The 26,536-nt window shown below is 65.3% G+C and carries 1 protein-coding gene; it reads right to left on the bottom strand.

Translation table 11 applies throughout. From position 1 onward, the window contains the following. The coding region (locus FVE66_RS00005) for a hypothetical protein (protein ID WP_194164337.1) at positions 1–26,536 on the bottom strand (26,536 nt) is incomplete at both ends.

Genomic DNA, 26,536 nt, shown 5'->3' with positions numbered 1-26,536 from the left:
TTCGGTCGCGAAGCTCAGGTTGCCGGTACCGATCGTCACCACGGCTTCACCGCCGGAGGCCATACGGGCGCGGTCCGCGAAGCTGACGTCGCCAGTGCCAACCGACAGGGTCAGTTGCTTTGCCGCTGACATCAGCGCATCGGTGCCGAAGCTGACGTCGCCGGTGTTCACGCTCAGCGTCAGGTTCTGGTCGGATGTCATCTCGGCCGAATCCGAAGCCGTGACGTTGCCGACATTCACCGCCATCGTCAGGTCGCCGCCTATGGTACGCATCACTGCATCGCTCGACAGGCTCAGGTTGCCCTGCACGAAGCCGTTCAAGGCGCCGCTGATGATCATCGAAGCGCTGTCGGCCATGCTCAGGTTGCCAGTGGCTACCGTCAGGTCCAGCGAGGCCGCGGTCACCTGTGCCAGCTCGCCCATCAGCATGGAGCCGAGGTCCGCGGAAATCATCATGGCGCCGTCAGCTGACATGTGCGCTGCTGGAGCGAGCTGCAGATTGCCAAGATCGACGTCCAGCGCAACGGTAGCAGCATAAATGGCCGACTGCAGCAAAAGGTCGCCGGCGGACACGTGGGCCCGCAAGGCGCCGGCGGCATCGATCTGGCCGACCTCTGTCGTGCCCAGCAATTCGAGGTTCATGTCGCCGGCCATGGTGCTGGCCTCGACGATACGCGCGGCACTGATGTCCAGCTCGCCATCGACCGAATTGTTGCCAATCCGGACCGCCGACAACAGCATGATGCTGCCGCTGCCGGTTAGCGCGATGTTCGGGAACGCGTCGCTGTCGGCGAACGTGCCGTCAACGATCGCGCCGGCCGATGACGACAGCGACAGATCACCGTTGTCGACTCCAAGGCGGCTGAGCGTGACGTCGCCGCTGGCCTGGATCGAGGCATCGCCGCCAACCGACAGGCTTACCCCATCGCGCATTGCGAGCGCGCCAGCCCTGACGTCAATGTCGACGCTTGCCGCGGACTGCGCCCCGACCAGATTCAGGTCACCCGCCTGCGACACGACACGCAGCGCGCCGTCCAGGTCCATGGTGTTGACCGCCAGCGTGCGCCCGGTTTCCAGGTACACGCCATCCAGCCCGCCGTCGATATGGTCCAGCAGGCGGACCGAGACGTCCACATCCTGCCCGGCACTGGCGCCACCGGCGCCCAGCGCGCTGAGCCGCACCTGTGCAGCAGCGCCGGTTGCGGTGATGTTCGACTGCTCGCCGGCCGTGCCATCCAGCAGGTGGCGACCGGCATCGATATCGAGCGTGCCGTCTGCGGTAGTAACCGAAGACAGCACGATGTCAGCCGAGGCCTGCAGGCTGAGGTCACGCGCGGCGGCAATGGTCGAGCCATCCTGCATCCGCAGGTTGCCGCTGCGCACGCTGATTGCTGCGGCATGCGCTTGTATCGACTGTGTCAACAACAGGTTGCCGCTGACGAGGTCCAGTGCCAGCACGCCATTCAGCACGCTGGCCTGGCGCAGTGTCATCGTGTCGAATCCGGTCGCAGCATGAGCCGAGACGGTGGCGCTGCCGCTGCTGGCTGTGATCGAATCGATGGCCTGCATGCTGACATCGATATCGGCATCGCCAGTGCCGCCGATGCTTGCGGCCGACATGCTGAGAGTACCGGTGCCGACGATATTGAATGCTTCGGTGCCGTTCACCGTGGCAGCCAACCCATCGGTGATGGCGCTGCCCGCCGTAATCGCGACCGTGCCGCTCGCGCTTTCGATGCGTGACAACACGACCGCACCAAGGGCGCTCAGCGTGACGCCACCGGTCGGCACTGCGCCGGTGCCGAATACCTGGATCAGGCCGGTCTCGGCCATCTGCAGGTTTTCCGCGGCGCTGAAGCTGGCCGATTGTGCTTTGACGAACCCGGTCACATCAAGCCGCAATCCAGCCCGCACGGTCGCCGCAGCGGTGCCATCCAGGCTGGCCAGTTCCAGCGCATTGGCATCGCGCAAGGAGATGGCGGCGCCAGTCACGGCCACGGCGCGGAAATCATTGTCCGCCGCATCCAGTGCAATGTTGTAGCGGGTCATGCCCGCGCCGCTGCCGGATTGCGCCGTCAGTTGTGCCGGACGGTTGCTGCCGGTCAGCAGCATGCGGGTGCTTGCCGACTGGGTGATGCTGCCGGCTGCCAGCACATCGACGGTGCCCGTAGCCGACAAGTTGCCGAAGATGGTTGCGCCAGCCCGGGTGTCCAGGTCGCCGGAAACCGTGCCCGAGATCGTGACGCCATTGACATCGACCAGGCGGGTGTTGCCGGCGCTGAGCACATTGACCGCCGTGAAATCATTGTCCACGTTGGCCAGCGTGATGGCATGCCGCACCGTCGCCAGGCCGGTACCGCTTTGCGCAGTCAACGTGAGCGACTTGTCGGCCGTACTGGCCACGATGCGGGTATCCGCCAGTTGCCCGATATTGCCGCCGGCGCTGACGGTTACGTTGCCGCTGGCCGTCAGGTTGGCAAAAGTGATCGCGTCGATATCGTTCAACACCACATCGCGCGCGCTCACCACGCCGACCGCGGCGCCGAAGTTGTTGGCCTGGTCGAGCGTGATGTCCTTGCCGGCGCCAACCGTGAGGCTGGTGGCGCCGCTGACAAGGATCGCGCCGCTGTCGGTCAGCGTGCCCTGCGCGGTGACGCTGAGAGTGCCGCTGACAGTGCTGGCGCCAAGGTCGAGGTTGTTGATGTCGTTCAGGGTGACAACCCCGCCCGACACGATGCGCACCGCCCCGGTGAAATCGTTATCCCGTGCCAGGCTGATGTTGTTGTCCTGGTTAAGGATCGATGCCGGGTCCGGATCCACATAGGCGGTCGCCTGCAGCGTGGTGGTGCCGGCCACGGTGATTGCACCGCTCTGCGTGATGCGGCCGGTGGTCGTCAGGTCAAGACTGCCGCTGATGGTAGCGGCGGCAATGTTGATGCTGCTGACATCGTTGATCCTGACATTGCGGGCACTGCCGATGGCCACCCCGGCGCCGAAGTTATTGGCGTTGTCCAGCGTCAGGTCGTTGCCCGCGCCGACGGTGAAGATGGTGGCCCCGGCGACCGTCACATTGCCGGTGTCGGTGACGTTGCCAGCCGCAGTCAGCGCCAGGTTGCCGCCGATGCTGGTGGCGCCGAATTCGACGCCGTTGATGTCATTGAGGATGACGTCGGCCAGCGTGGCCATGCTGAGCGCGCCACCGAAGTTGTTGTTGCTGTCCAGCGTGATGGCGGACTCGTCGCCGGTGGTGGCCAGGCGCGAGGTGCCGGAAACCGTCAGCACGCCGCTGTCGGTGACCGGGCCGCCGGCCGTCAGGACCAGGTTGCCGGTGATGGTCGATGCGGCCAGGTCGATGCCGTTCACATCGTTCAGCGTGACATTCGAGCCAGTCAGCTTCACGCTGGAGAAGTCGTTGCCCGCCCCGTCCAGCGTAACGGCGTAGGTGGTGGCGCCGGCATTGCCGGCACTGATCACCGCCGTCTTCTGCAGGTTGTTGGCCAGGATCGTGCTGCCCGCGATCTGGACGATGGCACCGCCGGCCGAGACCAAGGATAGGCCGCCGCCAACCGTCAGGTTGCCGACGCCAAGGCCTGCTGCGCTGCCGCTGACACTGCCACTGCCGATCACGGCCAGCGTCAGGTCATCGCGCGTGCTGGCGGTATTGAGTTGCAGCGCGCCGCCGTCCACATCCAGGCGGGCGCTGCCGGCCATGGCCGAGAGGACGCCGACTGTGACCGTCTGGCCGCTGGCGCGCCGCAGGTTGGCATTGATGTCGCCGGTGCGCGCGCTCAACAGTGGCACCGACGGCGCCGAGATGTCGAGGTCGTTTGCCGCGCTGCCGATGCTGCCTGCGGCGATCGATACCGCACCACTGATGGTCGAAATGTTTTCCTGCTCGGTCACTCCGCTGCCGCTGCTGTTGTTCGCATCGGCGACCCCTCCGCTCACCGTCAAGGTCACGGCGCCGCTGGTGGTCGTTACGCGGCCAAGGGCCAGGTTGCCGCTGGAGGTCAGGCTGACATTGCCAGCCTGGCTGCTGGCCTTCGGCAGGTCGATGTTGCCAGCGGCGATGATGACAATCCCGTCCTGGCTGCCGCTGGCAGCGCCGGTAGCCACCAGTTCGCTGGCTGCCTGCATGTTCAGGTTGCCGCCGACGATCAGCGACACCGAACGGCCGTCGATCATGGCCGAGGTGCTGAGGTCGCCGGCATTCAGCGTCAGGTCGACATCGCCGTTGCTGCTGGCGTCGACCCGGCCGAGGGTAAGCGTCTGCCCATCCTGGCGTTGCAGGTCGACGTAAATGCCGCCACTGCTGGCGGTCAGGCTGCCGATGACCGGGGCCGACACCGTCACCGCATTGGCCGTGCTGCCGATGCTGGCGCCGGACAGCGTAACCGTGCCGCTGCTGGTGGAAATATTGGCCGTCTCGCTGGCATTGGCGCTCAGGGCGCCGCTGGCGCTGACGCTGACGGTGCCACTTCCGCCGGCCAGTGTGTCAAGCCTGATGTTGCCGCCAGCCGTGGTCGACAGCGTGATCGCACCGGTGGTGCGGATCGTACTGTCGCCGTTCATGGCAATGCCGCCGGCCATGCCGGCCAGGCTGACCGCGTAGCCCTTGCTGGCTGACAGCACGGAGCCGGCTTCCATCGTCACCGAGCCGCCGCTTATGGTGATGGCGCCGCTGGCGCTGCTGTTGCTGCCGGATACCACCACGTTGCTGCCGGCGACACTGATGCCCTGGCCCGCGAACACATTGTTCAGGGTCACGGTGCCGGTCACGCCGCTCACCACGACGCCCTTCAGGTAATAGCCCGAGATTTCGAGGTTGCCGTTATGGCCATTGATGATCAGCCATTCCTGGGCGCCGATGCTGGCATCGCCCGACAGGTTGAATTCGAGGTTGGTGCTGCCAAGCTGGCCGGCCTGGTTCAAGGCGTTGGCAGTGAAATCCCGCCCGGTCACATCGATGTCGATGTTCAGGTCCGAAACATCGTCGGACACGACCTCCTTGACGTAGCCGGCGGTGCGCAAGGTGATGTCGCCCTTCGACAGTGCGTCGATGCGGTCGATGTAGATGCCGCCGTTGCCGCCGACGAACATCATCTGGTTACCTTCGACGTCGCTGGTGAAACGAGCGTCGTCCACCGTCAGCGTGCCGTCGGCGGAGATGTCCATGCTGCCGCTGGCGAGGCGGGCCGTGAGTTTCAGGTCGCCGCTGTTGGACAGCGCCATGCCGCTGCCGTTGCCGGTCCCAGGCAGGCTTGAGTTCAGGCTCGAGTTCAGGCTGGCGCTCTGGACGTCGGTGCGCAGGTCAATGGTCGACGCTGTGTTCACCGTCAGGTGTTTCGCCTTGAGCACCTCGGCCTGGCTGGATATCGCGCCGGCGGTGGTGGACAGGCTGGCCGTTCCGGTCGCGGCGACCGTGATGCGATCCATGTCCAGCGCCTGGCCGGCCTGGATGTCGACATTGCCGGCTGTGCCCGCGGCGTCGATGTCGATCCGGTTGTAGGCGACAGTGCCGAGGTTCAGCCGGATCAACGCCGAGGTATCGTTGACCAGTTTCACGTCCAGCGTAGCCTCGGCCTCTGCCTGCGCCGTGACCTCGACCAGCGAGCGGGTGATCACCTGTACCCGCTGGCGGGTAGCCGCATCGAGCGCGGTGCCGACGCTGTGGCCCGCAGCCTGCGCATCGACGATGCGGTACAGGGTGCCGCTGCCGTCGGCAGTACTGGACAGCAGCTTGACCGCGACCGCTGTCACTGCATTGTTGGCGCCGGTCACGAATTCAATCGCATCCTGCACAAACTTGCCGCCCACCGTGTCGCGGTAGTACTTGCCCTGGGCTGTGTACGGGGCGCCAGTGGTGGCGTTTGCCGGAACCGCAGCTTCCAGGTATTCCCTGCCGCTGGCGCCGGTGATCACGCGCAGGCCGGTCAGGGGATCGCGCGCTGCATAGATCCGCACATTGCTGCCGTCGGCATACAAGTCGACATCCACAATCGCGGCACCGGATGCGCGGCTGAGCGGAGCGTCGATCAGGATGTCGCGATGCGAATGCAGCGACAGCCGGTCGTCACTCGCGTTGGCGGCATTGATCTTCAGCGCCGAGCTGACCCTGATGGTGTCGTCCGACGTCACCGTCAGTTGCGATGCAGTGTACGACCGGGCGACTGCCGTGGCGCCGACCAGTTGCGTGGTCGGCAGCGTGAAGGCATTGCCAGTATGGAATTCAATGCTCTGCGGCGCATCCAGCCACTGCGAAGCATGGATGTTCAGGCTGCCGTGCGCATCCAGCACCAGGTTGGCGCCGGTGGTGACGCTGCCGCCGTCAGCCAGCGAACGGATCTCTACATCGCTGGCGGTGGAGCGCAGGCTTAGCGTGCTGCCGGTGCCGGCAGCACTGGCCTTGAACACATCCAGCGCGGCGTCGGAAGCGATAGTGACATCGCCGGCCAGCGCTGTGACATCGGAAATCTGCAGGCGGGTGCGCTGGGTAGATTGCCAAGCCTGGGCACCTGTCGGCGTGATCGCATCCGTGATGGCGATATTGCCGGTGGCGCTGTCGACATCGCGCAATTCCGCGACCGACACTGTCAACGCAATGCTGCCCTGCGCATGCAAGGACAAGGCGCCACCGGCGACAAACTGGCTGCCGTCCGAAGAAGTGAGGACCGGGGCGCGGGTGACAATATGGGTGTTGCTGCCCGAACCGGTGATGCTGCCGCCGGCTGTCAGGCTGATATCGGTCGGCTGTGCCGACAGTTCGAAAGCGGCGCCCGCGGCCGGTGCGACGGTACGGCTGCCGCTGCGGCCCGAGTCGACATTGCTGATCGCCATGCTGCCCGGCGTAGTCAGCGTGATCGCGCCGTCATAGGTCTTGAGCCCGGTGACGCTCAACAGGCCGTTAGTCGTGGTGGCAAGATTGAGGTCGCCGCGCCGCTGCACGCTCGCATTCAGCGTACTGACCGCCAGGTTGCTCAGCGTCACACCCTCGCCGGTGGTCAGCAACAGGCCGGATCCGGACACCAGCGAACCATCCAGCTGGGTGACGGTGGTGCCGGCGCTCAGCGTGACGGCATCGCCGGCGATCTGATCGATCACGAGTGCGCTGGCTACGCCGCTGCCGAGGTTGACATTGCTGCGCGCAGCAGCACTGCCTGCGCTCACCGAGCGCGCGGTCAGCATGCCCTGTGCGGATACGCTCACGCTGCCGTTGGCGGCAGAGAGTTCGGTGGCGTCGAGATCGCCCCATGCGCTCAGGCGAATGACGCCTGCACTGGTGCTGCGCGCCGTCAGCGTACCTGCTTCGAGTTCGAGCGCGCGGCTGTTGGCGGCGTCACCGGTGATGCTGCCCATTGCCGACAGCGTCATATCTGCCGCGGACAGCGAATTGTTGCTGCTGTAGATCGCGCCGCGCACCGCTTGCACAGCCAGGCCTTGCGCAGCTGCCACACGGCTGCCGGACAGGCTGACGTTGCCGCCGGCGCTGCCGGCGGTCAGCGTGATGCCCTGGGCCGAGAGGTCGGTCTGGACGTCGCCGGTGATGGAAGCGGAACCAGAAGTGGACCCAGAAGCGCCGGCTGTGACCGCCAGCGTGCTTCCCGCGGAGACGATGGAATTCAGCGCAATATTGCCGACCGCGCCCAGGCTGACGGCGTCGGCAGCCCGCAACTCCCCCTGCAGGCTCATGCCGGCGCCAGCCGTCAGGCTGATGTCGGCGCCACTGGCGGCAGCCAGGTTGGCCGGCGCCACATCGATGCCGGCGGTCAGGATCGAATTGCCGCTGATGCTCACGCTGCCACCGGCCGTTGCCTGGATGGAGCCAGCCGCGCGCAACTCGGACGCGGCCGCGATCGCATTGGCGACGCCGCTCGGCAACTTGCCGCTGATCGACAGGTCGCGCACCGCATTCAGCACCAGGCCGGACTGATCGCCCAGGCCGGTGGCTTTGATGATGCCCGCGATCTGGATGTCGCGGCCTGCATCGACGCTGACACGGGCGGCATTGATGGCATCGCCGGCAAACTGGCCGTATGCCAGCTCGCTGTCGTCGTAAATGCGGATCGAACGCGTGGTCGCCACATCTTCGATGATGGGCACGTCCTTGTACAAGGTGACCCAGGAAGTCTCGACCACCTTCGTCAGCCCGAATTCAGTACGGAATTTGGGCACGTTGTCGAAGATGTCGGTCGTGTTGCTGACCCACTGGTACTGCAGCGCATTGCGCTTGTCGGTGATCGTGTGATCCTTGCCGACCCAGTTGAAATCGTAGTCGTAGAAACTTTCGCCAGCGTATTTTCCGGCCCAGTAGCTGGTGTCCTGCCATTCGCTGACCACCATCGAGCTGGCATTCCAGTACACAAAGCCGTCCCACCACTGGAAGGAGCCAGCGCCCCAGTTCCAGTTGGTGTAGGTCTCGCTGTATCCGCGATAGCCGGAATGTTCGTAGAACGTGACCTGCATGCGGCCCGACATCCAGGCGGCCTCGACGTCGTCATTCAGGCCGTCGCCGACATAACTGTAATTGCCGGCCTCGAACGGGCCATGTATATATCCCCAGTCAGTCTCTTCATACAGATACATCTGCGCTGAGGTATTTGCGTAGGGGCTGAAGTAGCCGGCGGAAACCCAGTTATCGCGCCAGTTGTATCCCACCTCCGGGCGATAGTTCGACATCCAGTTGCCGGTCCAGTTGAGTCCGGCGGTCTCGTCGTAGTACCCGGACGGAGCCCAGGTATACCTGCTGTGCAGGTCGTAGCCGGCCGCATCGTTGCCGTTGGTGGCCCAGTCGGGCGTGTAAGCCAGGCGGGCCATCGCGCCGCCGCTGCGTCCATCGGTAATTTCAAACTGCCTGGTGCCGTTATTGAGGTAATTGATATCCCAGCGTGCCGGCGAATTGTCGAAGTCCCAGGTCCAGTCGCCGTTCGTGTAATACGACTGGTAGGCAGAACGGTCCTGCACATAACGGGCCACGCCGGTATCACGGTAGGTGCCGACGTTCTCGTTGAAGCTGGTCGGATTGCCCTGGCTGACCACACGCAGCACATCTTCTTCCGCACCGACCGGCATGCTGATCCACTTGTCTTCCCAGCCCGAGACCGGCATGTTGACGATATGGGTCGGCTTTCCAGCCTGGGCCCAGCTCGGCGCCCAGTCGGCTACCGTCGGGTTGCCACGGATCACGCGGTGTATCTTCAGCTGGTCGGCGGCGAAGGTGTACAACTTCTTGTACCCCAGCTGGCTCAGCACTGTTTCGCGCTGCGGATCGCTCAAGGCGCTGAATCCAAGCGGCCGGCCCTTCGCATCGGTTCCTGGCGCGCTGCCGGCCGGCCACGAGATCACCAGGCCGGTGCCGATCGATGACGCGCTGTTGCGGTAGTCCACACCCTCGATGAAGAATTCCCGCTTGGTCTTGGTGCTGCCATTCCAGTAACCGTCCTGGGTCAGCGTCACGTTCATCGTGTTGTAGCTGACGCCGGTCTTGATGCTGTCGAAGCCGTCCGGCAGGATATCCTCGGTCTCGACCCACTTGACCACGTCAACCGGAATCACCTGGTCCACCTCGGAGGTGTAGCCCTTCAGCACCGGCACGTAAACCGTTTCGGTGGTGATGATCGGCCTGGAAACGCTCCTGGTGTCCTCGGCACGGAAAGCTTCGGCGTCCAGCACGACGTCGTCGCCTGCCAGCAGCGTGACGCTGCCGTCGGCTTCGATCGCGCCGGTGCCGCCGATACGGAAGCTGCCATGGCCAAGGCTGGCACGCAGCACTTCGCCGCGCGCTGCGGTGTCGGAAACGGACTGCGACAGGCCGGCCCGCACGTCGACAGCGTCATCCGATTGCAGCTTGCCGTACAGCGACACGTCCACTGCCGCATTCAACAGCAAGCGGTGCTGCGAGACGATGGTGCCGGAGATGTGCAGCGTGCTGCCGCGCAAATGGACCAGCTCCTGCGCCACGATCTGGACTTCCAGATTCCAGTCGGTGGCGCCATCGGCCAGTATGTTGCCGCTGGCGATGATCTCGATCACGCCGGCATCGCCACGCGTTTTCAGCAGCGCGCCGTTGAGCGCGCTGATGTTGTGGCCGGTGACGTCGATGCGCTCGCTGGCGCTGAAGTCGCCCGACAGGTAGACCTCGCCCAACGTGCTGCCGGCGATGGTGATGCTGGCCGGACGCGCCTTGATCTGCAGGCCATCCACATAAGGCCGTCCGAACATGCCGTCCAGCCGCAGCGTGCCGCTGCCGCTGACCGCGATCGTCCCGGCGTCGCCGGTATCGATGGTGGCGCCGGAGCGGCGGATCGGATCGCCGCCCATCACCGGCACGTCGCTGGCGCCGATTTCCTCGCCAGCCTCGTTGATGTACTTGCCGCCTTCGTTCACCAGGTAGCCGAACTGATCCATCAGCCGGTCGTCGGCGTCGACGAAATAGCCGCTGCGCATCTGGTAGACCAGTGCGCTGGTCATCACCGAAATGCCGCTGGCGTCGCTCAATCCACCGTCCAGGGTGACCCAGCGATCGGCTTCGACAATGCCGTCGACAATCAACTGGCGGCCGGCGCTGGCGGCGATCGTGCCACCCGCCTGCCGCGCATCGACGAAACCGTCGATGCGTACGTCTTTCAGGCCGCCGATCGTGATCGCGCCGCTGGCGGTGCCGTCCGCAGTCAGCGTGCGGATGCTGCTGTTGCTGTCCACCAGCAGCCCGAGGCCGCCGCTGCCAGCGCCGATGCCGCCGTTCAGGCTGATCGTTCCGGTGGCCCTGACGGTGCCGCCGCTGTTGACGACCACGCCCGGCATGCCCACCCGGGCGCCAAGTTGCAGCAACTCGTCAGCGTTGATCACAACCGTTGCCTGGTCGGCAGTCGCCACCGCCGAACCGTCCACCCGCTGCGCGCCGGCATGGATGGTGCCGGCAAGCTGTACCCTGGCAGCATCGATGTCGATGCTGGAACCGGCCTCGCCGGTCATCAGCAGCACGGCGGCGTTGACGCCGATGTAATTGCTGGCATCCAGTTCCAGCCGGCTGCCGGCCTGGATGATGGCGCCAAGCTGGCTGTCGGGGAGACCGCTGACCGGCGTGCCGAACACGATCGAGCCGGCGTCGATCTTCAAGGTGGCGGTATCCCATAGCGCATCGAAAATCTCGACCGTGCCGCCGGCCGTGATCGAGAGGTCGCCGCTGGCCGTCAGGTTGCCGTGCAGGACCGCGTTACGGTCCGCCGTCATGCGGATTTCAGGGGCGCTGCCAGCATCTGCGCCAGCCACCCAGGAGCTGCTGATCGGGCCGTCGATCTGCAGGTCGCGGCCGGTGATGTCGAGTTGTCCCGAGGTGACGATGCGGCCGGTGGTACGGTCCAGCACGACCGTGCCCAGGTCAGAATTGATGGCAATCTCTCTGGCCGTGCCGGCCTCGAACACGCCACCCACTGCACCGGCGACAATGACGTCATTGGTGCCCGACAAGCTGATGCTGCCGGCGCCGCCATCGGTTTCGAGCCGGGCGGTGCTGGACAGGTAGAGGCTGTCCTGGCCGGTGATTTCAGTGCCGTCCCCACCATGCAGGAACACGCGGTCATTGGCTTCGATCTGGCCTTCGATGGTCAGCGTGCGGCCGGAGGTGATGACCACGTCGCTGCCGTTGCCGCGGGCGAAGATGTCGCCGGCTATCATGCCGTGAACGCCGGCATTGAAGCCGATCGAGCCGTTGATGGTTTCCAGCTGGCCGGTGACATCGAGTTCGATATCGCGGCCGTCGAGAGAGACGCCGCTGCTGAGCTGGATCGCATGCTCGGCGCGTACCTTGCCGGCGATATACACCTTGGCATTCGGCGCGCCGCTGGAACTGATGGTGACCACCGAGCCAGCGCCGGCGGCATCAACCGCGTACTCGCCGGAGGCGAAGTTCGCACTGGCAATCAGGTTGACACTGCTGGCCGCGCTCAGGTTGATCTGGCTGTTGTCGCGGGTCGTGGTGATGTGCGCCGAGCCCAGTATCACCAGGCCCTTGCCGAAATGCCGCTGCTCGGGATCGATCAGCTGGTTGTCGGCGCCACGCGTTGCAACCCGGGTGTCGGTGCCACCGGCCAGGTCAATCCGCTTGCCGGCGGTGATGTCGGTGCCGAGCTTCAACTGGCGATCGGCACGGACCGAGATGGTGGAGTCGACATCGTCGCGGATCATATTGCGTCCGGCGTACAGGCCGTTTTCGCGGATCTGTTCGACCCGTCCGCCGGCCAGCAGCAAGCCCTGGATCTCGACGTCGCTCACGCCATACAGCGTGATATCGCCGGCCGCACGCACGCTGCCATCTGCATTGCGGGTGCCGCTGACCACCAGTTCGGAAGCCGCATGTACCAGCACGCCGGTGCCGGTGGCATCGCTGCCACCGTTGACCGTGATGCTGCGGCTGGCGTTCAGGTAGCCGCCGGTCTGGACCGGCAGGCCCAGCTGGTTGACGGTATTGCCGCCAATGAAAGCGCGCTGCGCCGCCTGCACCACGATGTCGGAATCGCGGCCGGACCAGCTGATGGATTGCCCGGTCATCTGGCCATCGGTGAAGGTCTGCTGCAACTTGCCGCCGCTGTTGAGCGTGCCCATGATTTCCAGACGGCTGGCGCTGGTGGCGGTCAGGGTGCTGCCGCTGCCGTTGGCGCCCAAGCCGGCGGCAGTGATGCCACCGGCGCTGGAAATGAACAGCCCGAGGCCGTTGTCGTCGCTTCCGGCAACGCCGCCGTTGATCGTGACATCGCCGCTGGCGAGCAGGCCCGATTCGAGCCAGGCTTGCTGCCCGGCGCTGACCGTGACCGACGATCCCTCGCCATTGAACAACACGCCGTTCTCGCCGACCTCACCACCGGCGACGATGGCGCCGAATATGTCCACATCCTCGGCGCCGCGCACCGTCACCGCGCTGCCGGCATCGGTGGTGCGCACCGTGCTGGTGGCGTGGACGTACACGCTGGTGCCGCGGGCGTCGGCATGAGCGCTGCTGCCGTCCAGCGCCGCGCCGTCCACGCCGACGCCGCCATACAGGTTCAGGCCGGCAGTGGCGGTAATAAATCCTTCCACGTACAGCCATTCATCCGATTGCAGCGTCAGTGTCGAATCGGCGCCGAGCGCGTTGACGTTGCCGCGCAGGATCACGTCCTGCTCCGACCGCAGCACCAGGCTGGCATCGTCGCCGAGGCTGGTGATGGTGCCGGTCACCAGCATGCCGTAGCCGCCGGCATGCTGGGTCAGGTAATGATCCGGGCTGACGGCAGCGATGCGCTCGAAATAGGCGGTCTTGTTGAAGATCGCATAGCGCGGCAGGTAGGCGGCATCGGTCGGGTTGCCATAGGCTGCGTGGTCGTATTTCTGCGCGCCGGAACCGAGGTTCATCGACCCGGACGAGGAGATGGAGCCGCCCAGCAGCATTTCCCCGGCGGAAGTCAGGTTGACCACGCCGTTGCTGCCGGTGATGTAAGCCTCGAGGCCGTCCTCGCCGTCGCGGAAACCGACGCCGGCGCGTACTGCGGTGCCCGGATTGATGGCGACCACGTCATTCGAGGAAAGGTCCAGCGTGACCGACTGGCCCAGGCCGCGCACGTCGGCGCCCTCGACCAGCAGCAGCGCGCCGCCGGCATCCAGGTCAAGACGGGCATGGTCGCCATCGACACTGATCTCGCCGCGAATCTCGATGCTGGCAGCGGTGTCGATGCTCAGCACGCTGCCGTCATTGAGCACCGTGGTCAGGCTGCCGCCATCGAACTGCAGGCTGTTGGCGCCATAGAGCGGCGCATACCAGGCATCGCTTCCCGGCGTGCCGGTGACCGTGATGCCCAGGCTGTCCTTGCCGGTCAGCTTGCCGGTGACGATGCCCTGCTCGCCGATCTGCAGCAAAAGGTCTTTTGCCATCACGCCGGAATCCGGCAGGCCGAGCTGGTCATGCACGTTCTGGCTCTGCACCCACAGCTTGCGCGCCTGCAAGGTCAGCGTATTGTCCGGACTCTGCACGTCGCCAGCCACCGTCATTACATCCGACTTCAGCGTTGCGGTATCGCGGAAAGACGACTGGCGCGAGTTGGCCGCGCGGGCATTGGCCGGGTACATCTTGACCGTCTCGGCATGCTTGATGTCGCCCAGCCACATGCTGTTGCCGACCGCGGTGCGGCCCATGAACAGTCCGGCAAAGCCGTCCGCCAGCGCCGCCAGGTCGCGCCCGGACAGGTACATCGCGGGCTGCGCCAGTTGCAGGCCGCTGCCCTCTTCCAGGTCGAGGCCGGTATTGGTTTCCGCGGCGCTGCCGAGGTAGTAACTCCAGACGTTGCTGTGCGCCTGCAGCGTCAGGTCGCCGCTGCCGACCAGCTGGCTGGTGCCGCTGCTGAAGTTCATGTCGTCGGCGGTCAGCGTGATGTCGGCGCCGGCCTTGAGCGTCGTCAGCGTGCCGCTCACCAGGCTCAGCAGCGAGTTGGTGCCGACCAGGTCGATGTTGAGGTCGCCCTGTGCAACCTGCACCGCAACCCCGCTGCGAGTCGAGCTGATGATCTGTTTCCACGCCGCCGGCGCGCTGTCGTCCCACGCCTGGGACGCTTCCCACTGGTCCGAAGCGGGGCTGCCATCGATCACATAGCCTGGGTTTTCCGGGCTGCTCAGGCTGCGCTCTTCGCGCAACACCAGGCTGTTGTCCTCGACCATCACGACATTGCCGCTGCCGTGGGTGCCGGTGGTCACCGTCAGTTCGGCGATCCGTGTCAGCAGCGGCCTGGCCAGCGAGCCGACGCCGTTCTTCACTTCGATCAGCACATAGGCGTTGTCGCCGATGATTTTCTTGCTGCCGGTATTGAGCAGGCCGCCATCGGCGGACTGGATCCGCATCCAGCCCGCGCCATCGCCGCCCTGCACTGCCGAGGCCGACGAATACAGGTTGGCATTCAGTTCGATGTTGGCGTTGTTGCCGTAGGTGCGCAGGTCGACATGGCCGTTCGACAATGCCGTCACGTCATAGGCGATGTTGAGCGTCTTGACCGACTCCATCACCACGCTGGCTGCTTCGAGCGCACTCTGCTGGTAGATATTGGCGCCGAGGCCGCGGAACGCGGTGCTGCCCATGTAGCTGGTCGCGACATCATTGACCAGGTTGCCTGCCGTAAAGCGGATATTGCCGCCCAGCGATGCAATATGTGCGGCGTCGTAGTTGGCGCCCTTGCCCTTGAGCGTCAGCCTTTCGATGCCGGAATCATTGTAAGTGACGACCTCGCGGCCATTGGTCACCCGCTGGTGATCCAGGCTGATGGCGTCGCCCGAGCGCGTCTGCTCGAGGATGATTTCGTCGAAGCCGCCGCTGGTATCGCTGATGCTGATGGTGCCGGTTGCCAGTGAGGACGCTGCGCGTCCCATCGTGATGCGATAGTCGTCGGAGCCGCCGGCATCGCGCACGTCGACTTTCCAGTCAGGGAAATCGCTGGCCAGGAAGGTGTCGTTGGCCTGGCCCAGGGTAATGCTGACGACCTTGCCACCCGACAGGCGCACTTCGTCGCCCTGCTGGTTGACCACGCCCACGCCGCGCTTGGCCAGCGAGGCGGTGGCCGCGGTGGTCATCGGCGACAAGTCGATATGGGTTTCACCATCGCGGTCGGTCAGGCTGTCGCTGCCGAAATTGTCTTCGAACACATAGGTGTCGGTGTTGGCACCGCCGCGCAGGTTGTCGACGCCGAGGCCGCCCCACAGCGTATCGTCGCCGGCGCCACCATCGAGCCGGTCCTGGCCGGCGCCGCCCTTCAGGACGTCGCGCCCGGCGCCGCCGGTCAGGCGGTCATCGCCATCGCCGCCTTCCAGCCGGATGCCCTGCGTCACACTGGCAGCGACCGAGAGCTGATCCTTTCCGGCATCGCCCTTCAGCACGCCGCCGCCGGTGCCGCCGATCAGCTTGTCGTCGCCAGCGCCGCCGCTGATGTCGAGTTCAGCCCCGGCCAGGCGCGAGGCGTCAAAGGTGTCGTTGCCGGCCCCCATGTTGGCCACCACCTTGCGCACGCCCGTGTAGGTCTGGTACCAGTTGTCGAATTCGATATTGACCGTGCCGCCCGAGCCAGACAGGATGAAGGTCTCGTTGCCGTCGCTGACATCGAAGTACTTGCGCAATGCGGCGCGGTCGCCGGCGTTGACATACAGCGTGTCGCCGACCTGCTGCGCCAGGTACGGCTGCACCTTGGGCGCGTCGTATTCCAGGTTGAACAGGTTGATCCGGAAAATGTCCTGGTCGAACAGCGTGACCGTGGTGAACAGCAACTCCAGGTCGACGTACACGGAGGCCACGAAATCGGCACCCATCTCGAAGTTGAAGAGGTTGGCGAAGCCGCCCCCTTCATATTCATACATGGTGGCGATCTCAGAGCCGCGGATCTTGCCGTCGGAAATCCATTCCACGCTCTGCACATAGCCGGCCGCATCCTTGAACAGCTTGGAACGGGCGATGTCCTGCAGGTCGAAGTCGGCAAAGAATTCGATGGCGGCATTGACCCCGCCTTCGATCAGGCCGAGGTTCAGCGCTGCGGTCAGGCCAACGCTGGCATCGACCGCGAATTCCGGCTTTTCCTGGCCGCCGGTGCCCGGCACGATCTTGCCGTTGGCGAATTTTGGCAGGGTCCAGTCGGACACATAGAAACCGTCCATCGCGTCGAGCGGATTGGAGGTCTGTATCGCCTTGCGGATGCCGAAGGTGTCGTAGCCGAACGCGAGATCGGCAAAGGCGCTGACTGCCGCCGTCGCATAGAAACGGAAGCTGAACGGCGTCGGCGGCAGCGGAATCGCGCCTAGCAGGAATTTCTGCGAGTAGCCGGCGCCCAGCAGCGGCAGTTCATAGGTAAACAACGTGGCATCGCCGCCGGTCAGGATCTTCTTCCAGTTGCCGATGTCCTTGACGTATTCAAGGAACTTGAAGCCACTGCGGCTGGCGTCGTTGCCGCCGCCGGTTGAAGACGCCATGACCGCGTTCATCTTGTCGATCAGGCCGGGCGCGAATTGCGCTACCGCGCCGTCGATCACCGCCATCGGGTCGACCGCCAGCGCCTGCACGTTGTCAGTGCCGAATCCGGAGATCGTGCCCAGCAGGATCTCGCCGGTGTCGGCCCAGCTGCGCACCTGGTCCGGCAGGTTCAGGATGAACCTTGCCGCATTGAAGAAGGCGACCGGGATCTGCGGCTTGCCCTGAGCTTTCAGGAAGCCGTTCAACAGGCCGAGCGGCGTCGGCTCGATGCCTATCATGCTGACGAATTCCAGGCCCGGGATCGGGTTGGTCATCATCTCGATGAAGGGACGCATCGGCTCCAGCACGCCTTCGATCTGCTCGGTGATCGGCAGCAGTACATCCTTCACCAGCGAGCCGACATCCACCCGCAGGTTCTCGATGCTGACTTTGGGCGCGCCGAGCTTCTGGCCGAGACGCCAGTCCCAGTCGATGTCCAGCTCGCCCTTCAGTTTCGGCATACCCTGGACGTCCGGCATGTCGAGCACGGTCAGCAGGTGGATGTCCGAATTGGCGGTGAATGCCACGCCGAAGCTCTTCGACAGCGGCGCCGAGATGATCTGGTTGGCGCTCAGGCGGCCGCGGCTGTCGCCGAACATGTCGATGCCCAGCACGGCATCGATGCCGCTGGCATCGAATTGCGGGGTGCTGGTGTCGTTGTCCTGGTCGGTGACCGTGGCGCGGAAGAACAGCAGCTTGCCGGTCGCGCTGAATGGCGTCACCGTGTCCGGGTCGTCCGGCGAACCGTCGAGGTAGGCTTGCGCCGTCACCCGCAGTTCCGGCTTGGTGGCGTCGCTGTTGGTGGTCAGGTAGAAGCCGTCGGAAGTGCTGATGCCGAAGCCGAAGTCGAAGGCCCAGTCGATCTCCAGCGAGAAGCCGCCGTCGATGTCGAGTTCGAAGCCCGGCAGGTCGAGGTCGAGCGGAATGTCCACGCCCGTATTGAGCAGCTTCTGGCCGAGCTTGAGGTTGAACTGGATCGCATCTGCCGCCGGCGGCAGGTCGCCGCCCAGCACCCAGTCGGCGAGCTTGACGCCGTTCTTGTTGTACCAGGCCGCCTGCACGTCGTCGATCGTGATCTGGCCGTCGCCCGAAATGTCGAGCAGCAGGCCAGCGTTGTCCGGTCCCAGCAAGCTGTACAAGGTCGAACGCGTGATGCCGACCGCGCCGCCCTCCGCGCTCAATTTCTTGCGCAGGTCATCCAGTATGCCGACCCGCACGTCGCGTACGAAGTTTCCGGCCGCGCCCAGCTTGTCGCCTATGAAGGGAATGCTGGTGGTCAGGTTGTCGCCCAGCACATCCTGCACCGTGCCGAGCGCGGAATCGATGCCGTCGATGATGCGCGACGGGTCATTGAGCATGCCCAGCAGCGAGAATTCGCTGAGGAATTCGTCGACCTTGTCCTGTACGTTCGGCACCGACACATTGAACACCTGGCCGATGCTGGCACCGCTGCTGATGGCGTCCATCACGCCGCCGATGCCGGCGGCGGTGGAAGTCAGCGCGAAGCTGCCCAGGTTGAAATCGATGCCGGAGACTTCCAGCCGCAGCGGCAGGTCGATGCCGATCGCGCCTTCCACCACATAGCCGACGTTGCTGGAAAGGCTCTCGGTGTCAAAGTAATAGCGGCCATCGTCGGCGACATTGCCGCCGGCCTGGTCGATCTTGACCGTGAAGGTAGCGTAATCGTTGGTGCTGGCACGGCCGTCGCGGTCGATTGCGGCCCAGCCGTTGGCGACGCCGAGCTTGACCGCTCCGGCATCGAAGCCGAGTTCGAGGTCTTCCCCGGCCACCCGCAGGCCGATGGTGGCGCGGGTTCCGCGCGCCTGCTCCGGACTGACCGCGACCGCACGGGAAATCGATACTTCGGAGAAGGTCCTGACGGTCGACGGATCGGTGGCCAGGACCTGGTCGCCGGCAAACAGCTGGACCTGGATCCCGAGGTCCTGGCTGAGCCGGTCGGCCAGGGCCACGATGGCAGCCTGGCGGCGGCCATTCAACTGGTCGGCGCCGAATTCCAGGTCGCGGTTGGTCGCTTCGATATCGAGGTCGATCGCGCTGTTGACCGTGGCGCGGATCCGTTCCACGCCGGCGCCGGCGGCGACCACGCGCGAACGGAACTCGCCGAGGATGCTGTTATAGCTGCTGTCGCTGACCGTGCTGCGGTTGGCTGCGAACAGGACCGCGCCGAATGCCGGCACTGCCAGCGACTGGATGCGGGTCGGGTTGTAGTCGTACAGGAAAACCTGCGGGCTGAGGCCGCTGAAGCGGATGCCGGCATCGATCTGCAGGTTGGCCAGCGCTGACAGCGTGATGTTGCCGGCGGCGCCCGGGCTGACCGTGTCGACCAGTTGGTCGAGGAAATCCATGCCCTGGAAGGCGCCGGTTCCGGCCAGCGCCTTGAGCTGGGCCAGGTCGAGGCTGAAACCGAAGCGTTCGGTCAATGCCTTGCCGAGATTCAGGTGCAGGTCCAGCGTGTCGCCGTTGACGCTGAGCGAGAATTGCTGGTCGGCAGCGGCCAGGCTGTTGTTGTCGTCTATGCCAAGCGCGTCCTCGATCAGTCCCTCCACTTGCTGGATCGAGCCGGCCGGATCGTCGGCGGCGGCATCGACCTGGGCCAGGAAGCCGTCGACGAAGGGGAATATCTCTGCCAGCGAGCGATTGATGATCGGCAGCTCGAACGAGTAGAACGGCTGGCTGGAAATCGAATCGCGCAGGAATTCCAGGCCGGTGCGGGCGGCGCCGACGATGTCCTGCAAGCTCAGGTTCTTGAAGTCGAAGGCGCGGCCGAGGTCGGGCAGCACGATCACGATGTCATTCGGCGTCACCGAACCGGACAGCACCAGCGCTTCGATATCGACGCCGTACATCGGGTTCTGGTTGATGACCCGCACCTGGCCCGGATTGAACGGATTCAGGGCGTGGATCGACAACTCCATGCTCGGGGCCAGCGGAATATCCGCGCCCAGCCCGGCGTCCACGCGCAGGCCGCGCAGCGTTGCGCTGGCTTCGCCTTCGAGCGAGAAGCGCAGCGCGCTGCCGCCGATTTCGGACAAGGTGAAGCGGCGGTCGAGCGGATCGCCGGAAGCCGGATCGCGGTCCAGGCTGATCGTTGCGGTGGCGCCCACATGCACGCCCGAGCCGGTACCCGCGCCGCCTGCGGTGGCGCCCAGGAAGCCGATTTGCACCGCGACTTCGAGGTCCCGTGCGTCCAGGCTCAGGCCGGCCTGCAGTTCGACGTTCTCGACGCCGACCGTGAACTGGTTCTGGCGCAGCGTATAGGCATTGGCCGCGCTGCTGGCGCCGGCGGCACGGTCGAGCACCAGGGTGTGCGCATCCTGCATGCCGGTGACCGTGTATTTCTGGCCGCCGACTTCCAGCCCGTAGCCGACCATGGTCGAATCGAAAATGAAGCTCTGGTCAGAGAACAGCCGGGTGCCGCTGGTGAGAGCGCCACTGTTGCCGAGCAGGGTGCGGCCATCGAGGTCTGCGAAGAAACCCAGGCTGCCCTGGACGAAGGCAGTGATGCTGCCGCGCGCCGAAGTCGACAGCGTCAAGCCCTCGACGCCGAAGTCGAGCGCCAGCGGCATGTCGACTGGCGTGAAATCCTGACGGAACGCCAGCGGCACGCCGAAGCTGCGCTGGATCGGATCGAAGGTGATCGACATGCCGGCCGGCAGCACGCCGGAGGCATTGACCGCAAGCACGAACTCTTGCAGCGTGGTGATCTGTTGCAGCGGCTTGTGAACGACGGCGCGCAGGCCGGTCATGCCGGCAGTCGGCGCCCCGGAAAGTTCGAGCGTGCTGCCGTCGATGACGCGCTTGATGTCGTACACGCCGCGCAGTATTTCGCGGCCATCGACTTGCGCATACAGCGACACCGACATGCCCGCATGCAAGGCCTGGTTGAAGCCGCCGAAGCTGGAACGCAACACCGTGGCCGGCTTGGTGGTGGTGACGCCGCCCGAAGTCGAGTTGACATTGATGGTCAGCACGCTGGCCGCATTCACCGTCAGCAATTCGATGCGCGGCTTGTAAAAATCGATCTTGTCGTAGACCTGTTGCTTGAAGCCGTCCGCGAACTGGAACACCTGGTCGAGCGTGCTCTCGGCGAACGGAACTGCCGACGTCAGCGCCTCGTTCTGGCGGATGGCATCGAGCGATTCGAGGAAATCCGGGAACATCAGGATCATGTCGACGACGCTCATGTTGCTGAAATCCAGCAACTTGTCGAAATTTTGCGTCGTGATCGCCAGTCCGGTGCCGGACAGCGGATTGCCCGACATCAGGATGCGCGGCGTATTGCCGGCCGACAGGTCCAGGCCGGCCAGCTCCGCATACACCGGCAGCACCACCGTCACGCTGTCCTGCGTGGTGGTGTAGCCCAGGCTGCCATTGGTGTAGGCCACACGGCCAGCCAGGTTGACTGCCAGGCTGCCGGTCTGCCGCGCACGGTCGCCCAGGCTGACTTCCAGCGGACCGAACGAGGCCGATACGTCGATATCGTCGACACCGGCCTTCAGGTCGAAATCCATCTGATCCAGCTTGAAGCTGGCTGCGCCGGTAGCCCAGTCGATGGCTACGCGGAATCCGAGATTCATGGTGGCCGTCAGGTCGACCTTGATGTCGCCATCCAGCGTCAGGCCGAACTGCTCCGCATCGGCGCCAAAATTGACGGCCAACTGGTGCTGTGCAGTCAGCTTGTTGTTGAACACCAGCTCCAGGCCGGAGCTGCCGAATGCCAGCGTCAGCGCATCGGCGCCGACGCCAGGCAAGGTCGGCAGCCAGTTGGCTTCGAGGTAGGCCAGCAGGCCGCGCAGCGTCGGGTGCCCGGTGAAACCATACACTGGCAGCGGCAGGCTGCTGCCTTGCGCCGGCGACAGGTACTGGCTGGTGTAGTCACCGATGCCCAACACCTTGTCGATCGCCAGCAACTCGGAGATCGAGCGGTCCAGCACCGGCAGGGTCCGCGCCAGCAGGTTGTCGTTGGTTTGCGTGCCCTCGTCATCGAACACCGGCGTGATCGATTGCTTGAGGTCGGACAGTGTGTCGCTGACGCTGCCGAAAGCATCGCCCAGCGCACCGTCAAGGATGGCGTCGAGTTCGCCAAGGTTGAAGCGCGGTGCCACCATGCCCTGCGTGAAATCGAGATCCAGCACCTGGCCGTCGACCGTGACCTGGCGGTGGATGGCATGGCCCAGCGTATTGGCTTCGGCGAACACCACGCCAGCCATCGACAGGTTGATCGGCGTATTGACCGTGACGTTGCCACTGCCCTTGAGCGCATAGCCGGTGCTGCCGTCCGCCTTCTTCATGGCGACCATGGCCACCCGGCCGTCGGTCAGCGCGGCGCCGGCGACACCCTCCATGCCGATGAAGGCAGAGACATCGGCCGCCGCGACCAGCACTTGTTCCTGGCCGTCGACGATGGATTTTTCAATGCTGAAATCGCCCGACAGCGTGCTCAGGCCGGCGATGTCAAGTTCGACATCGGTGCCAGCCAGGCGCAGCTTGCCGCTGCTGTCGAAAATGGCCGCCATGGTGCCGGTCAGTCCCAGTCCGCCCAGGCCGGACAGCTTGACTTCGCCACTGATCGATCCGCTGCGGGAAAGGTCCGCGCCAAGCCGGAACTGCCCGGCCGCATTGGCGATGCTGAAATCAGTACCGCCCAGCTCGAAACCGAGCGTGACATTTTGGGCGTTGATTTCCCACACCGGGATCAGGCCGCTCTGGTCCAGCACCAGTTCAAATTCGCCGTCCAGCAAGGCGCCACCGATATCCAGCTTGCCGATGACCGGCATCGCCAGCCGCGGTAGCGCCAGGTCGAACACCGCCATGCTGATGCCGTCGAGATCGATCGACAGCGGTTCCAGGCTCCAGTCGATAACCGGCGCGGCGATATCCACATCCAGCGCGCCGATGGACGGCAGGGCCCGGTTCAGTTCCAGCTTGGCCAGTTCCAGCGACGGCAGCTGGTAGCCCGCGATCATGATGCCACCGATTTCCGCGGTGCTGGTGACCCAGCGCCGCTGGGCGCCGCCCACTTCAGTGCTGATCACAACCGCAAAATCGACGCCGCTGATGGCCACGCCGAGGTTGGCGCCGCCGGCGGTCAGGGCCGCCATCGCATCGGCGCCGCCCAGCACGAGTTGGCTCACCAGCACGCTGCTGCCATCGCTCAACGTGAGCGTCGAGGTGCCGGCATTTTCAATGAACAGTTCGCCTTCGGCGCTCAGGATGTCTGCCACGTTGGCGGCGATATGGCCGCGCACCCGGGCTTCGCCTGCATCCAGGTCGAGGTTGTAGAGCCCGGTCGCCGTGACCACGCTCTCGCTGACATCGCTGCCCCAGTCGTTGACGGCAATTTCAAGACGTTCGGCCTGCAGCGTCAGTGCGCTGCCGGCGCTGAACGCGACATCGCCTTCGGCCTGCAAGGCACGGCGGGTGGTGACCACGCCGCCGGTTTCTTCATGGCGCAGCAGCAGCGCGCCGCGGCCATCGCCCAGGCTGGCAGCCAGCCCGCCTATGCTCAGGCTGCCGCTGGTGTTTTCCAGGCCGATCCGGATGTCGGTAATGGTGGTGGTGCCGGCAGTCCGTTGCTCCGACCGGATCGCCAGGCTACCGGACAGCGTGCCGACACCATCGACCACCAGTTCGCCATCGGTGATGACGACTTCCCGGACCAAAACGCCATCGGCGAAACTGACTTGCTGCGCCGGCGTCGTCAGGCCGGTCGGCACGGCGATGTCGACTGCGCGCCCGAGGGTGTTGACCTGGATGCTGGCGTCCGCTTGCAGGCTGACTGCCGAACCAAAGCCCTGCAGCGCGCCGGTGCCCGATGCGACCAGCGCATAAGCGGCGATGCCGTCAGCGCCGCGCGACAGCACCAGTCCGACTTTGGCATCGGTGATGGCGACGCCGGCGCTGGCCGAGCCGACCTCGGCGCTGACATCGGCAGCGCCGATCAGCAGCCATGAAGGCGGCTGCTCGACCGCGCGCGAAAGTCCGGCAACCACGGTCGGCAAGCTACCGCCGGCAAACGTTGCCAGCGGCACGATACAGAACATGCCCGGCGACCCGGCGACCGCCTCCACCCGCACGTTGCCGGCGCCGACGCCGGGCAGGGATTCGATTGCCTGCAGCAGGGCCGCACTGGCCTGTGCTGCACTCAGCCCGGTCATTTCGATGTTCCGGTCCCAGGCGCTGGCGCCACTGAAGCGCAGCCTGACGGTATCCGCCAGCCCGCCGCCGGCCAGGCGCAAGTCGAGCGTCTGTACCGGTGCGATTTTCAGGGCCGCGACGTTGGTGGCGGCAAGGCTGCCGCGGAACGCCACATCCCAGCCGCCGCCGGCGGCAGCCGCAAGCGCGGTGACCGCGACATTGCCACTGCCGATGCCCGCCAGCGATTCGAGCGCGGCCTGCACTTGCGCGGCGCTGGCGCCGGCCGCCAGGACTGCGGTCGTGCCGGATCCGAAGCTGATCGCGAACACGCCGCCGGAAGCGGGTTGCAGGCGCTGTACCTCGGAGCTGGTGGCGCCGGTCTGCGCCAGGCTCAGCGCCGCATCGGGTGCGCGCTGCACGGTGGTGATCTCGCCCACCATCACGCCAATTGCGCTGCCGCTCGCGCTACCGCCAAATGTCACGCGCCATTGCGGGTTGCTGCTGCCAGCCAGTTCTACCGCGGCATCGCCACCGACGGCAGCGAAGCTGCCCGCGCCGGATGTCGCCTGGCGCAAGGCGTCGCGCATTTCATCGGCCGTGGCGTTGAACGCAATTTCCCCGGTGCGATAGCTCTCGCCCAGATAGTCGAAGGCGAGCTCAAAGCCGCCACTCAGGTGGTCGTCGTAAAGATTGACCAGTTGTACCGCGCCGGTGGCAGGCGTGCCGTCCGAGACGGTCTGCACGCTGAACTTCACTTCGTTCGACGCGCTCAGCGCGCCCGACATGTCGGCCTTGTAGCCGGTGGCAGTCATCGCTGCGACATTGCCGGCCCTGGCTGCTGCATGCAGGAAAGTGACGCGATAGCCCTGTGCCGCAAGGGTCGAGGACTGGTCGAAGCTGACTTGAACATTGCCGGCGCCGACGCCGGCCAGGCTTTGCAGCGCTTCGCGGATCAGCGTGGCCTGGAAACCGGGGTCGGTGACATAACGGATGGTGCCGGTGGTGGCGCCGCCGACTGTCAGCGTGAAGCGATTACGGCTGAGCGAAATGCCGGCATCCGGTTGCAGCAGCAGGTACTGGACTTCCTCGGCCGCAGCGCTGGCCTGCGATTCCAGCGTGATGTCGCCCCAGTCGAGCTTGTCGGCCGGGTCGGCCGGCGGCGTCATGCGCAAGCCATTGGCGGTGGCGGCAGTGCCATCCGACAGCACCACGGCACGGCCGGAAAGCGAGCCTGTGAATTCGATCCGGAACCCGTCCTGCCGGCTGCCGGTAACGCTGACATTGCCGGCACCGATGCCGGTCAGGCCCTGCAGACCAGCGCCGAGATTGGCGGCGAAGGCCGCATCGCTCATCAATGCGCCAGATTCATCCAGCGAGCTGACGCTGACCTGGGCCGCGCCGTAGCTGAACTGGTAGATGCCTTCGCGGAAACGGCTGCCCTCCTGCGATGCTGCCTGCAGCAGGATCGCGGTATTGGTCTTGATCCCGCCTTCGGCCCGGGTAATGACGTCGCCGCTGGCGCCCGCGGTCGCGCGCTGCACGATGATCGCAGGCAGCACTTCCGGCGCCGCGTGGCTGCTTACCGAGAACTGGCCGGACAAGGAACTGAAACCGGCGACATCGACTTCGATCGCGCCAGCGAGTTCCAGCCCGCCAGCCGCATCGAAACGAGTAACCAGGGTGCCACTCAGCGCGAGGCCGCTGACCCCGGTCAGCGAACCGGTGCCGCTGATGAAGCCGCTGCGGGTGCCGTCGGCGGCAATATGCAGGCTGCCTGCGCCATTGCTGAGGGCGACGGTGGCGCCATTCGCCTGCAGCGAGATGCCGACATCGCTGGCATCCACGCGCCAGCTGCGCGCGCCAGTTTCGTCCTGCTCCAGTGCGAGCTTGAAATTGCCTTCCAGCGTGGCGCCGCCCAGCGTCAGCGCGCCATCCACCGGAATCTCGAAACGTCCGCCCAGCGCATCCAGCACCACGCTGCTGGCTTCATCCAGCATGATGGTGCGGGCGTCCTGGCTCCAGTCGATCACCGCTGCACCAGCGGTATCCAGCGCGCTGGTCGCGGTGTCGATCGCGCTGTTGATGTCCAGCGCCAGGCTGCGCAGGTCGGACAGCGTGTAGCCGGCAAGCGTCGCTTCCTCGATGCTGGCCTTGCTGGTGACCCAGCGCCGCCCTGCTCCGCCTTGTTCGTTGCTGATCACCAATGCCAGGTCAACACCCGACAGGCTGGCACCCAGTCCGCTGCCGCCGCTTCCACCGATACTGATTGCAGCGTCGATGCCAGCGCCGCCCAGGATCAGCTGCTCGACCTGCACCGTGCTGGCGTCGCTCAGCGTCACTTCGCCGCTGACGCTTTCCAGGAACAGTTCGCCC

Origin of the sequence: Lacisediminimonas profundi, assembly GCF_008831265.1 — a bacterium.
Taxonomy (GTDB): Bacteria; Pseudomonadota; Gammaproteobacteria; order Burkholderiales; family Burkholderiaceae_D; genus Lacisediminimonas; species Lacisediminimonas profundi.
The sequence above is the reverse complement of the archived record's forward strand: the minus strand, read 5'-3'. Positions and strand labels throughout refer to the sequence as shown.